The following is a 14,791-nucleotide window of genomic DNA, read 5'->3' as shown; positions in this document are numbered from 1 at the left end:
TCCGCCACCCCCGCCGTCCCCCTCCCCTCCCACTCGATAGGTGCCCCTCATGGCCGATGAAGAACAACTTGTCGGATACCTGCGCAAGGCCACGACCGACCTCCAGAAGGTCCGCACCCGGCTGCGCGAAGTCGAGGAGAAGCACACCGAGCCCATAGCCGTGGTCGGCATCGGCTGCCGCTACCCGGGCGGGGTGACCTCCCCCGAGGACCTGTGGCGGCTGGTGACCGAGGGGCGCGACGAGATCACCACGTTCCCCGAGGACCGCGGCTGGGACCTCGCCAACCTCTACGACCCCGACCCGGACGCCGTGGGCAAGTCGTACACCCGCGAAGGCGGCTTCCTGACCGAAGTGGACCGCTTCGACGCCGACTTCTTCGGGCTCAGCCCCCGCGAGGCGATGTCGATGGACCCCCAGCAGCGGCTGCTGCTGGAGACCAGCTGGGAGGCGCTGGAGCGGGCCGGCATCGACCCGGCCGACCGGCGCGGCTCGCGCACCGGCGTCTTCACCGGCGTGATGCACCACGACTACGGGACCCGCTTCCAGCAGGCCCCCGACGGCTTCGAGGGCTACCTGGCGGCGGGCAGCGCCCCGAGCATCGCCGCGGGGCGGGTCTCCTACCTGTTCGGCTTCGAGGGCCCGGCCGTCACCGTCGACACCGCCTGCTCCTCCTCGCTGGTCTCCCTGCACCTGGCCTGCCAGGCGCTGCGCAACGACGAGTGCGACATGGCGCTGGCCAGTGGCGTCGCCGTGATGTCCACCCCCCTGTACTTCCAGGAGTACAGCCGGCAGCGGGTGCTCTCCCGGGACGGCCGCTGCCGCTCCTTCGCCGCCGACGGCGACGGCACCGGCTGGTCCGAGGGCGTCGGCGTGCTCGTCGTGGAGCGGCTGTCCGACGCGCTGCGGCGGGGCCACCCGGTGCTGGCCGTCGTGCGCGGCTCCGCGGTCAACCAGGACGGCGCCTCCAACGGCATGACCGCCCCCAACGGCCCCTCCCAACAGCGCCTGATCGAGGCCGCGCTGACCAGTGCCCGCATCCCGGCGGCCGAGGTCGACCTGATCGAGGCGCACGGCACCGGCACCCGCCTGGGCGACCCCATCGAGGCACAGGCGCTGATCGCCACCTACGGCACCAGCCGCACCCCGGACAACCCCATCCACCTCGGCTCGCTCAAGTCCAACATCGGCCACACCCAGGCCGCGGCCGGCGTCGCCGGCATCATCAAGGCGATTCTGGCGATGCGGCACGGCACCATGCCCATGAGCCTGTACGCGGACAACCCGACCGACGAGGTCGACTGGTCCGCGGGCACCGTCCGGCTCCTGGACCAGGCCCGCCCCTGGGAGCGCGGCGACCACCCGCGCCGGGCCGCGGTCTCCTCCTTCGGCATGAGCGGCACCAACGCCCACGTCATCCTGGAGGAGTTCACCGACCCGCGGCCGGCCACGGACGACGAGCGGCCGGCCGCCGGGCCGGTCCCGCTGGTGCTGTCGGGCCGGACCCCGCAGGCGGTCCGCGACCAGGCCGCCGCGCTGCGCGGCCACCTGCTGGCCCACCCGGAACTGCCGCTGGACGCCGTCGCCTGGACACTGGCCGGCACCCGTGCCCGCTTCGACCACCGCGCCGCGGTCACCGGCGACCGCGACCAGGTCCTGGCCGGGCTCGCCGACGTCGACCCGGTCACCGCGGGCCCCGGCGGGGTGGCGCTGCTCTTCTCCGGCCAGGGCTCGCAGCGCCCGGGGATGGGACGTGAACTCGCCGCGCGCTTCCCGGCGTTCGCCCAGGTGCTGGACGAGGTGTGCGCGGTGGCCGACCCGCTGCTCGGCCGGTCGCTGCGCGAGGTGATGTGGGACGAGCCCGCGGAGGTGCTGGAGCGCACCGAGTACGCGCAGCCCGCGCTCTTCGCGTTCGAGCTGGCGCTGGCCCGGCTCTGGCAGTCCTGGGGCGTCGGCATCACCGCCGTCGCCGGGCACTCGGTCGGCGAGATCGCCGCCGCGGTCGTGGCGGGCGTCCTCAGCACCGAGCACGGCACCCGGATGGCCGTGGCACGCGGACGGCTGATGCAGACGCTGCCCGAGGGCGGCGCCATGGCCGCCGTCGCCGCCGACGAGGAGGAGGTCCGCCCCCCCCTGGACGGCCGGGTGGCGCTCGCCGCGGTCAACGGGCCCGGCGCCGTGGTCGTCTCCGGCGACCGGGACGCCGTCGAGGCGGTCACCGCGCACTGGCGCGACCAGGGGCGGCGCACCACGCCGCTGCGGGTCAGCCACGCCTTCCACTCGCCGCTGATGGAGCCCGTCCTCGACGAGTTCGCCGCCGTCGTACGGGAACTCGACTTCCACGAGCCCGCCCTGACGTTCGCGCCGTCCGCCGCCACCGACCAGCCGGTCGCCCGCGCCGCGTACTGGGTCGACCACATCCGCGCCACCGTCCGCTTCGCCGACGCCCTGCGGAACCTCCCCGCCGGCGGCGTGCTCGTCGAGATCGGGCCCGACGCCGTGCTGACCCCGCTGACGGGGGAGCGCACGGCCCTGCCCTCCTGCCGCCGCGACCGCTCCGAGACCCGCACCGTGCTGTCCGCGCTCGGTTCCGCGCACGCCCACGGCGCCGACGTGGACTGGGCCGCCGTGCTGCCCGACCGCACCCTGGTCGACCTGCCCACGTACGCCTTCCAGCGCCGCACCTACTGGCTCGCCGCGCCGCCGGCCTCCGGCGCCGGCATGGACGGCCTGGCGCACCCGGTGCTCTCCGGCGCCGTCGAACTGCCCGGCTCCGGCGGCGTCCTGCTCACCGGACGGCTCTCGCCCTCCGTCGACCCCTGGCTGGCCGACCACGCCGTGTACGACACCGTGCTCCTGCCGGGCACCGGCTTCCTGGAACTCGCCGCGAGCGCCGCGGCCCAGGTGGGCGCCTCGGAGGTCACCGACCTCGTCCTCGAAGCGCCGCTCGCCCTGCCCGACGGCGGTGTGGACGTCCAGGTGTGGGTGGCACCCGACGAGGGGGCGGCGAACCGCGACTTCGTCATCCGCTCCCGCGACGAGAACGGCGGCTGGACCGGCCACGCCACCGGCACCCTGGGCGCCGCAGCCGCGCCCGCCGCCGTGGACTGGGCCGCCGGGACCTGGCCGCCCGCCGGCGCCGAACCCGTGCCGCTGGACGGCCACTACGACCGACTCGCCGCCCAGGGCTACCGCTACGGCCCGGCCTTCCGCGGACTGCGCGCGGTGTGGCGGCTCGGCGAGGACGTGTACGCGGAGGTCGCCCTGCCCGAAGGACGGCAGGACGCCCGGTTCGCCCTGCACCCCGCGCTGCTCGACAGCGCACTGCACGTGCTGCCGCTGACCGACGGCTCCTACCAGGACCGGGTCCGGCTGCCGTTCACCTTCGGCCGGGCCGCCGTGCACACCACCGGCGCCGGCGCCCTGCGCGTCCGGCTGCGGATCACCGACGCCGCCGTCGACCTCCAGGCCGCCACCACCACCGGCGCCCCCGCGCTGTCGGCCGGCGTGGTGCTGCGCGAGGTCGAGCGCGCCCGCATCAGGGACGCCGCCGGCACCCGCCCCGGCTCCTGGCGCCACGAGGTGGTCTGGCAGCCCCTCGGCGACGCGCCCGAGGCCACCACCGTCCCCGGCACCTGGCTGGTGCTGGACGCCACCAGCGAACACCCCTGGCCCGAAGGGCTGTTGGAGCACGCCACCACCGTCGTGGTCGACCCCGAGCCCGACCGTGCCGCGCTGGCCGCAGCCCTTCCCGCCGGCCCGTACACCGGGGTGCTCGTCCTGGCGTCCCGGCCGGAGACCCTGCTGGTCGCACTCCAGGCGCTCGACGACGCCGGCCTCGACGCCCGCACCTGGTGCCTGACCGGCGACCCCCGGCAGGACCCGGACGCGGCCGCCGTCTGGGGCCTGGGCCGGGTGGCCGCGCTGGAACTCCCGGACCGCTGGGGCGGCCTGATCGGCCGCACCGACCCGTCCGTGGCGGACGGGGCCGCCCGCCGGATCGCCGGTCTGCTCGCCCGGGGAACCGCCGGACCGGCCTTCGAGGACCAGGTCCTCATCGGCGCGGACGAGGTGCTGGCCCGCAGGTTGATACCCGCCCCGCGGCCCGCACCGTCCGGCGACGCCTGGACGCCGTCGGGCACCGTACTGATCACCGGTGGCACCGGAGCGCTGGGCGGGCACGTCGCCCGCCGGCTCGCCGCCCACGACGACTGCACCCTGCTGCTCGTCTCCCGCCGCGGGCCCGACGCCCCCGGCGCGGACGAACTGGCCGACGAACTGGCCGCGTCGGGCGCCGATGTCCGCATCACCGCCGGTGACGTGGCCGACCCCGAGGCGGTGGCCGCCCTGCTGCGGGACGCGGCCGAGCGCGGCGCCCCGGTGCGCGCGGTCTTCCACGCCGCCGGAATCGCCGACGAGGCACCGCTGCTGGAGACCACCCCCGAGCGGCTGCGCACGGCCATGGCCGGCAAGACCGCCGGCGCCCTCGCCCTCGACCGGGCGCTCGGCGACACCGAACTGGACGCCTTCGTCCTGTTCTCCTCCATCTCCGGTACCTGGGGCGCCGCCCAGCAGGCCGGATACGCCGCCGGCAACGCCGCCCTGGACGCCCTCGCCGCCCGTCGCCGCGCCCGCGGCCTGGCCGGCACCGCACTGGCCTTCGGACCGTGGGCCGGCGACGGCATGGTCGACGCGGACCTGGACGAGCGGCTGCGCCGCCTCGGACTGACCCCGCTGCCCCCGACCGACGCCGTCGACGCACTCCTGGACGCGCTGCACACCGGGGGGGACGCGGTCCTCGCCGACGCCGACTGGCGGCGGTTCCTGCCCGCCTTCACCGCCGCCCGCCCCGCCCCCTTCTTCGCGGCCCTGGCCCCCGCGACCCCCCGGGCCGCCGAGCCCGCGGCCCCGGCCGGCACCCTCGGGCAGCGGCTCGCCGGGCTCGACGCCGCGGCCCGCACCACGGAGCTGCTGCGCACCGTGCGCGAGCACATCTCGGCCGTGGCCGGCCACGCCGACCCCGCCGGGATCGACCCCGAACGCCCGCTCCAGGAGCTCGGCTTCGACTCGCTGATGTCCGTGGAACTGCGCAACCGGCTGGCCACCGCGGTCGGCACCCGGCTGCCGGCGACCCTGGTCTTCGACCACCCCACGGCGACCTCCCTCGCCGCCCGCCTGGAACGCGAGTTCGCGGCCACCACCGAGCCCGTCGCCACCACGCACACACCCACGGCCACGTTCTCCCACGACGAGCCGATCGCCATCGTCGGCATGGGCTGCCGCTTCCCCGGCGACGTCTCCTCGCCCGAGGAGCTGTGGCGGCTGGTCCAGGAGGGCCGGGACGCGATCACGCCCTTCCCCGCCGACCGCGGCTGGGACCTGGCCAACCTCTACGACCCCGACCCGCAGCGCACCGGCCGCACCTACGCCCGCGAGGGCGGCTTCGTCACCGACCCCGCCGGCTTCGACGCCGCGTTCTTCGGCATCTCGCCGCGCGAGGCCCTGGCGATGGACCCCCAGCAGCGGCTGCTGCTGGAGACCGCCTGGGAGGCGGCGGAGCGCGCCGGGATCGACCCGCAGCAGCTGCGCGGCAGCCGCACCGGAGTCTTCGCCGGCGTGATGTACAACGACTACCTCAACCGGCTCAACGGCATCCCCGACGGCCTCGAAGGCATCATCGGCATCGCCAACAGCAACAGCGTGATGTCCGGCCGGCTGTCCTACCTGCTCGGCCTGGAAGGGCCCGCGGTCACCGTCGACACCGCCTGCTCCACCTCACTGGTGACGCTCCACCTGGCCTGCCAGTCGCTGCGCCAGGGGGAGTGCGACCTCGCGTTCGCGGGCGGCTCGACGGTGCTGGCCTCGCCCAACATCTTCGTGGAGTTCAGCCGGCAGGGTGGGCTCGCCCGGGACGGCCGCTGCAAGTCCTTCTCGGCCGACGCCGACGGCACCGGCTGGTCCGAGGGCACCGGCGTACTGCTCGTCGAGCGGCTCAGCGACGCCCGGCGGCTCGGACACGAGGTGCTGGCGGTGGTCCGCGGCTCCGCGGTGAACCAGGACGGCGCCTCCAACGGGATGACCGCCCCCAACGGCCCCTCCCAGGAGCGCGTCGTGCGCGAGGCGCTGCACCGCGCCGGGCTGTCGCCGACCGACATCGACGCCGTCGAGGCCCACGGCACCGGCACCCGCCTCGGCGACCCGATCGAGGCCCAGGCGCTGCTGAGCGTCTTCGGACCGGACCGCGACCCCGAACGGCCCCTGTACCTGGGCTCGTTGAAGTCCAACATCGGCCACGCCCAGGCCGCGGCCGGCGTCGGCGGCGTCATCAAGACGGTGCAGGCGCTGCGCCACCGGACCCTGCCCCGCACGCTGCACGCCGGCACCCCGTCCCCCGAGGTGGACTGGTCCTCCGGCGCCGTGGCCCTGCTCGACGAGGCCCGGCCGTGGCCCGCGGAGGGCCGGCCGCGCCGGGCCGGCGTCTCGTCGTTCGGCATCAGCGGCACCAACGCCCACGTCCTGCTGGAGGAGGGCGACCCGCTGACCGCGGTGGAGCCCGCCGAGCCGACCACGGTCCCGGTCGTCCTGTCCGCCCGCACCCCGGAGGCGCTGCCCGCGCAGGCGCGGGCGCTGCACGCCCACCTGCTGACCGCGCCCGACCTCGGCCCCGTCGACATCGCCGGGCCGCTGGCCACCACGCGCTCCGCCTTCGAGCACCGGGCGACGGTCGTCACCGCCGACCGGGAGGCGCTCCTCGACGGCCTCGCCGCCCTGGGCGACCCGCAGGCCGTCGCCCCGTCGGGCACCGCCACCGGCCGGGCGGCGGACGGCCGCGTCGCCCTGCTCTTCCCCGGCCAGGGGTCCCAGTGGCCCGGCATGGCCCGTGAACTGCTCGACACCGACGCGGTGTTCGCCGAGTCGATGCGCGCCTGCGCGGACGCACTGGACCCGCTGGTGGACTGGTCGCTGCTGGAGGTGGTGCGCGACACCGACCAGGACGCGCTCGCGGACGTGGACGTGGTCCAGCCCGTGCTGTTCGCCGTGATGGTGTCCCTGGCCCGGGTCTGGCAGTCCTGCGGCATCACCGTCGACGCCGTCGTCGGCCACTCCCAGGGCGAGGTGGCCGCCGCCTGCGTGGCCGGGGCGCTCTCGCTCGCCGACGGAGCGCGGGTGGCCGTCACCCGCTCCCGCCTGCTGCGCGAGCTGTCCGGCACCGGCGGCATGGTCTCGGTGGAACTGCCCACCGCCGACCTGACGCCCTGGCTCGGCGACGCCCTGTCGATCGCCGCGGTCAACGGCCCCGACTCCACGGTGGTCTCGGGACCCGACGACGACCTGCACGCCCTGATGGCCAGGGCCGAGCGCGCCGGCATACGGGCCCGCCGCATCGACGTGGACTACGCCTCGCACTCCGCCGGGATGGAGGTGCTCCGCACCCGGCTCGTCACCGAACTCGACGGCATCGCACCGCGCGCAGGCACCGTTCCGCTGTACTCCACGGTGACCGGCACCCGCCTCGCCGGCGACGAACTCGACGCCGCCTACTGGTACCGCAACCTGCGCGAGACCGTGCAGCTGCAGACCGCGGTCGAGGCGCTGGCCGCCGACGGCCACCGGTTCTTCGTCGAGGCCAGCCCCCACCCCGTGCTCACCGTCGGCCTCGGCCGGACGCTGGGCGCGCGGGGCACCGTCCTCGGCACCCTGCGCCGCGGCTCCGGCGGCCGTGACCGGCTGCTGCTGTCCCTCGCCGAGGGCTGGGTGCAGGGCCTGCCCGTGCGCTGGGACGACATCGTGGGCCCCGGCGGCCGGGCCGAACTCCCCACCTACGCCTTCCAGCACGAACGGTTCTGGCTCGACCCGCAGGACGCCCCGGCGACCCTGTCCGAGACGGACGCCCGCTTCTGGGACGCCGTCGACCGCGAGGACCTGGACGGCCTCGCCGCCCAGATCGGCCCGGCGGAGGGGCTGGCCGACGTGCTGCCGGCGCTGGCCCGCTGGCGACGCGAGGGCCATCGGCAGTCGGTGCTGGACGGCTGGCGCTACGCCACCGCCTGGCGTCCGCAGCCGGTGGACACCGCCGCCGGGCCGTCCGGCCCCTGGCTCGTGCTGGACACCGGCACCGACGCGGCCGAGCAGGTCTGCGCACTGCTGACCGCCGCCAAACTCGACGTGCGCCGCCTGACGCTGGAGCCCGACGACACCGACCCCGCCGGAGTGGCCGCGCGGATCGCGGCGCAGGAGACCGTCTTCAACGGCGTCCTCTCCCTGCTGGCGCTGGACGAGCGCCCGCACCCCGAACTGCCCGGCATGACCACCGGCCTGGCGCTGACCGTCACCGCCCTGAAGGCGCTCCAGGACACCGACGCGCCCCTGTGGGCGGTCACCACCGGGGCCGTGGACGCCGGGGACCAGGCGCCCGAACACCCCGGCCAGCACCAGATCTGGGGCCTGGGCCGAGTCGCCGCACTGGAATTCCCGCGCCGCTGGGGCGGCCTGGTGGATCTGCCCGCGGAACCGGGCGAGCAGGACACCGAGTTGCTGCTCGGCATCCTGGCCGGCGCCGTCGACGAGGACCAGTGGGCCCTCCGCGACGGGGAGGCCCGGGTACGCCGGCTGGTACACCACCGGCGCCCGGCCGGCGGGACCAACCCCGCCTGGCAGCCGGACGGCACCGTGCTGATCACCGGCGCCAACGGCTCGCTCGGCCCGCACCTGGCCCGCTCCGTGGCCGCCCGCGGCGCCCGCCATGTCGCCCTTCTCAGCCGGCGCGGCGACCAGGCACCCGGCATGGCCGAACTGGCCGCCGAACTCGAAGCCGCCGGCACCGCCGTGACCGTACTGGCCTGCGACGTGCGCGACGCGGAGGCGCTGGAGGCCGCGCTGGCCACCCTGACCGCCGACGGACACCGGGTGACCACGGCCCTGCACGCCGCCGCCCACCTGGACATCGCACCGCTGGCGACCACCACACTGGCGGAGTTCGCCGAGGTCGTACACGCCAAGGTGGCCGGCGCGGTCCACCTCGCGCGCCTGCTCGACCCCGCGGACCTGCGGGAACTGGTGCTGTTCTCGTCCATCGCCGGGGTGTGGGGCAGCGGTGACCACGGCGCCTACGCCGCGGCCAACGCCTTCCTCGACTCCTTCGCCGAACAGCAGCGCGCGGCCGGGCTGCCGGTCACCTCCGTCGCCTGGGGCATCTGGGACGAGCAGATCACCAAGGAACGCACCGACGCCGAGGCGGTGCTCCGCCGCGGCCTGCCGTTCCTCGACCGCGACACGGCCTTCGAGGGCCTCTACCAGACGCTGGCCGACCAGGAGGCGTTCGTGGCCCTCGCCGCCGTGGACTGGCCCACCTTCGTCCCGGTCTTCACCTCCGGGCGCGCCACCCGGCTGCTGGCGGAGATCCCCGAGGCCGCGGGCGAACCCGCCGCCGAGCAGGTCGCACCCGACGGCGCGGGCGGCGCACTGCGCGCACGCCTGGCCGCACTGCCCGCGGCGGACCGCGCCCGGACCCTGGTCGAACTCGTCCAGGCGCACGCCGCCAGCGTCCTCGGGCACAACGGGGACGGCGCGCTGGAGGCGGACGCCGCCTTCCGGCAGTCCGGGTTCGACTCGCTGCTCTCCGTCGAACTGCGCAACCGGCTGTCCGTCGCGACCGGTCTGAGCCTGCCGCCGACCCTGGTCTTCGACTACGCCACCCCGGCCGAACTTGCCGGGCACCTGCTGGAGTTGCTGACCGACGGCGCGGGCTCCTCCGAGGAGGCCCTGCTGACCCGCATCGACCAACTGGCGGCGGACATCCGCCGGTCGCTCGACGACGAGACCGCCCGCGCACGCCTGGCCGCGCGGATCGACGCGCTGATGACCGCCGTCCGCCCGCCGCAGGACCCGGACGGCGACGCCGACCTGGAGTCCGCCGACAGCACCGAGGAACTGCTCGACCTGCTCGACCGGCAGTTCGGCGAGGCCTGAGCCCGATCAGGGTGGGAGAGAAGAAGTGAGCAACGACCGCACCACCGAGGAACGCCTCGGACGACACCTGCGCAGGATGAGCACCGAACTGCGCGACGCCCAGCACCGGGTCCGCGAACTGGAGGACCGCGCCCGCGAACCGATCGCCGTCGTGGCGGCGGCCTGCCGCTACCCCGGCGGGGTCCGCACCCCCGAGGACCTGTGGGAGCTGGTCGCCCGGGGCGGGGACGCCGTCACCGGGCTGCCCGTCAACCGCGGCTGGGACGTCGCCGGGATGTACGACCCGGACCCGGACGCCCCCGGGCGCAGCTACAGCCGGGCCGGCGGCTTCGTGCACGACGCCGACCGGTTCGACGCCGAGTTCTTCGACATCTCGCCCCGCGAGGCCGCCGCGATGGACCCCCAGCAGCGCCTGCTGCTGGAGGTCTGCTGGGAGGCGGTGGAACGGGCCGGAATCGACCCGCGCACCCTCCGCGGCAGCCGCACCGGCGTGTTCGCCGGGTCCAACATCCAGGACTACGGCCAGGTGCTCGCGGACGCCGGAGAGGCCGCCGAAGGATACGTGGTCACCGGCTCCACCGGCGCCGTGGTCTCCGGCCGGATCTCCTACGCCCTGGGCCTGCAGGGGCCCTCGGTGACCGTGGACACCGCCTGTTCCTCCTCGCTCGTCGCCCTGCACCAGGCCGCGCAGGCGCTGCGCAACGGCGAGTGCACCGCCGCCCTGGCGGGCGGGGTGACGGTGCTGACCACACCGACCGCGTTCGCCGAGTTCAGCCGGCAGCGGGCGCTCGCCCCCGACGGCCGCTGCAAGGCGTTCGGGGCCGGCGCCGACGGCTTCGGCCTCGCCGAGGGCGCGGGCGTGCTGCTGCTGCAACGGCTCTCCGACGCCCGCCGGCTCGGCCGCCCCGTGCTCGCCGTCATCAGCGGCTCCGCCGTCAACCAGGACGGCGCCTCCAACGGCATCACCGCCCCCAACGGCCCCTCCCAGGAACGGGTCCTGCGCGCCGCGCTGGACGCCGCCGGATGGTCCGCCGGGGACGTGGACCTGATCGAGGCGCACGGCACCGGCACCGCGCTCGGCGACCCCATCGAGGCCCGCGCGCTGCTCGCCGTGCACGGGCCGCCGCGTGACCCGGCGAACCCGCTCCCGATCGGCTCGGTGAAGTCCAACATCGGCCACACCCAGGCCGCTTCGGGCGTCGCCGGGGTGATCAAGGTGGTCATGGCGCTGCGCCACGGGACGCTCCCGCCGACCCTGCACGCCGACCCGCCGAGCGACCAGGTCGACTGGTCGCCGGGCACCGTCCTGCCGCTGACCCGGACGCGCCCCTGGACGCGCGGCGCGCATCCGCGGCGCGCCGGGATCTCCTCGTTCGGCATCAGCGGCACCAACGCCCACGTCCTCGTCGAGGAGGCACCCGCCGCCCCGGACGGGCCGGAGGCGTCCGCCGCCGAGCCGCCCGCCGCCCGCCCCGGCACCATCCCCTGGCTGCTGTCCGGGCGCACCGAGCCGGCCCTGCGCGAACAGGCCCGCGCACTGCTGGAGTGGTCCACCGCCCGCCCCGACACCGACCCGTACCGCACCGCGCACGCCCTGGCCACCACCCGCAGCCGCTTCGAGCACCGGGCCGTCGTCCTCGGCGGCGACCTGCCGGCCCTCCAGGAGGGCCTGGCCGACCTGGCCCAGGGCACCGGGTCCCGCCGGGCGGTCACCGGCACCGCCCGGCCCGCCGGCCGGCTCGCCTTCGTCCTGACCGGCCAGGGCAGCCAACGCCCCGGAATGGGACGGGAGTTGTACGAGACCTTCGCCGTGTTCGCCGCCGCCTACGACGAGGTCTGCGAGGCGTTCGCACCCCACCTGGCGGAGCCGCTGCGCGAGGTGGTCCTGGGCGGCTCCCCGCTGCTGGACCGCACCGAGTACGCCCAGCCCGCGCTGTTCGCCCTCCAGATCGCCCAGGCCGCCCTGCTGGAGAGCTGGGGCATCCGCCCCGACCGGCTGCTCGGCCACTCCATCGGCGAACTCGCCGCCGCCCGGATCGCCGGGATCTGGTCCCTGCCCGACGCCTGCGCGGTGGTGGCCGCCCGCGGCCGGCTGATGCAGGCCCTGCCCGCCGGCGGCGCGATGGCCGCGCTCAAGGGCTCGGAGGCCGAGGTGCGCGCCCTGCTCGACGGCAAGGAGGACCGACTGGGCCTGGCCGCCGTCAACGGCCCCCGCGCGGTCGTGATCTCCGGCGACCAGGACGCCGTCGACGAGATCGCCGACGCCTGGCGGGAGCGGGGCCGCCCGGTCAAGCTCCTCAACGTCAGCCACGCCTTCCACTCCCCGCGCATGGACCCCATGCTCGACGACTTCCTCGCCGTCGTCTCCTCGGTCCGCGGCGCCGCGCCGTCCGTCCCGCTCGTCTCCAACGTCACCGGCGCCTTCGCCACCGCCGAGGAACTGGCCGACCCCGCCTACTGGGTGCGGCACGTACGGGAGGCCGTACGGTTCCACCAGGGGGCGCAGACCCTCGAAGCCGACGGCGTCACCGCCTTCCTCGAACTCGGGCCCGACGGCGTCCTGACCGGCATGCTCGCGGACTGCCTGACCGACCGGGACGCGCTGTCCGCGCCGCTGCTGCGCCGTGACCTGCCCGAGCCGCAGTCCGCGCTCACCGCACTGGCCCGGCTGCACTGCCAGGGCACCGAGCCCGACTGGACCGCGCTGCTGCCGAAGGACACCGGCCACCTCGACCTGCCGACCTATCCGTTCCAGCGCGAACGGCACTGGCTGGACGTGCCGGCGGGGGGCGCCCGGAGCCAGGACGCCCGGCTGCGGGAGCTGTTGGAGGGCGGCCCCGCCGCGCTCACCGGCGCACTCGGCCTGCCCGAGGACGCCGATCTGGCCACCGTGCTCCCCGCCCTGCGCGCCCGGCTGACCGCCGCCGCCACGCCCGCCGGGGACTGGCGCTACACCGCCGCATGGCGGCCCGTGCCCGCCACCGGACGCCCGCTGTCCGGCACCTGGCTCCTCGTCGGAACCGGCCGGCAGCCGCAGCTCACCGAGTGGCTCACCGCCCACGGCGCCCGCGTCGTGCCGGTCGAAGCCCGCGACGACCGGGCGGAGTTGGCCGGTGCGCTCGCCGCCGCCGGACCGGCCGAGGGCGTGCTCAGCACGCTGGCACTGGACCACCCGGCAGGCGCGGCCGCCGCCACCCTCACCCTCGTCCAGGCCCTCGGCGACGCCCGGACCACCGCACCCCTGTGGTGCCTGACCCGTGGCGCCGTCGACGCCGGGGACGGCCCGCCGGACCCGGACGCCGCACAGGTGTGGGGACTGGGCCGGGTGGTGGCCCTGGAACACCCGGACCGCTGGGGCGGCCTGGTGGACCTGCCCGCCGCCGACGACCCGGCCACCGGCGACCTGCTGGCCGCGGCCCTCACCGGACAGGAGGACCAACTCGCCCTGCGGGCGGACGGCCTGCTGGCCCGGCGCATCGCCCGACTGCCGCTGGCCCCCGCGGCGCCGCCGACCCTGCACGGGACCGTCCTGGTCACCGGCGGCACCGGCGGCATCGGCGCCCAGGTCGCCCGTGCACTGGCCGCCCGCGGCGGCGTCCACCTGCTCCTCGCCGGGCGCCGCGGCCCGCAGGCCCCCGGCGCGGAGCGGCTGCGCGCCGAACTGGAGGCCCTCGGCGCCACGGTGACCCTCGCCGCCTGTGACGTCTCCGACCGCGCCGCGCTCGCCGCACTGCTGGACTCGATCCCCGCCGAGCGGCCCCTGAGCGCCGTCTTCCACAGCGCCGGCGTGCTCGACGACGGCGTGCTGGACGGCCAGGACGCCAAACGCTTCGCCCGCGTGGCCGCGCCCAAGGCGACCGCCGCCGACCACCTGCACGAGCTGACCAAGGACCGGCCGCTGGACGCCTTCGTGCTGTTCTCCTCGCTGGCCGGGGTACTGGGCAACGCCGGACAGGGCAACTACGCCGCCGCCAACGCCCACCTGGACGCCCTCGCCGAGCGGCGCCGCGCACTCGGCCTGCCCGCCACCTCCGTGGCCTGGGGCCCCTGGGCCGAAGAAGGCATGGCCGAACGCGTGGACACCGGGCAACTGCGCCGGGCCGGTCTGCGGCCGATGCCCGCACCGCACGCCCTGGAGGCCCTGTGGCAGGCGGTCGGCGAGGGCACCCCCGCCCTGCTCGTCGCCGACCTGGACTGGGACGCATACGCGGCCAAGGTCTGCGCCGCCCGCCCCAGCCCGCAACTGGCCGAACTCACCACCGGGACCGGTCCCGACGCCGCCGAGGACACCCTCGTCCAGCGCCTGGTCGGCCGGAGCGCGGACGAGCAGCGGGCCGTGCTGCTGGAGACCCTGCGCACCGAGGTCGCCGCCACCCTCGGGCACGGCGCCGACCGGCAGCTGGCGCCCGACCGCACCTTCCAGGCCCTGGGCTTCGACTCCCTCACCGCCGTCGAGCTGCGCAACCGGCTCGACCGCGCCACCGGGGTCGAACTGCCTGCCACCCTCGTCTTCGACCACCCCACCCCCGAGGCCCTGGCCGCCTTCCTGCGCACCGCCATGCTGCGCGAGATCTCCGCCGGGCCCGAGACGGTGCTCGCCCAGCTCGACCGGCTCGACGCAACTCTCGGCACGGCCGACCTCGACCACTCCGGGCGCGGTGTCATCACGGCCCGACTGCGCGAGCTGGGACGGAGGTTGGACGGTGCCGCACGACCCGACGGCGGTGCCCCCGCTGCCTTGGACGACGACTCGACCGCCGGTGACGTCATCGACTTCATCACCGGCCAACTGGGCATCTCCGCGCCCCACGAGGTGAACTGACC

The 14,791-nt window shown here is 76.1% G+C and carries 1 protein-coding gene and 1 pseudogene; both read left to right on the top strand.

Annotated elements, in window-relative coordinates; all coding sequences use genetic code 11:
- Positions 1 to 67: 67 nt before the first annotated feature.
- A pseudogene (locus K2224_RS17915) lies at positions 68 to 9,967 on the top strand (type I polyketide synthase); the annotation flags it as partial.
- A 25-nt stretch (positions 9,968 to 9,992) separates the two neighbouring features.
- Complete coding sequence (locus K2224_RS17910) at positions 9,993 to 14,789, top strand: type I polyketide synthase (protein WP_260692754.1); 4,797 nt, start codon at positions 9,993 to 9,995, stop codon at positions 14,787 to 14,789.
- The last annotated feature ends 2 nt before the right edge of the window (positions 14,790 to 14,791 follow it).

It is taken from the genome of Streptomyces sp. BHT-5-2, assembly GCF_019774615.1.
Taxonomy (GTDB): Bacteria; Actinomycetota; Actinomycetes; order Streptomycetales; family Streptomycetaceae; genus Streptomyces.
The sequence above is the reverse complement of the archived record's forward strand: the minus strand, read 5'-3'. Positions and strand labels throughout refer to the sequence as shown.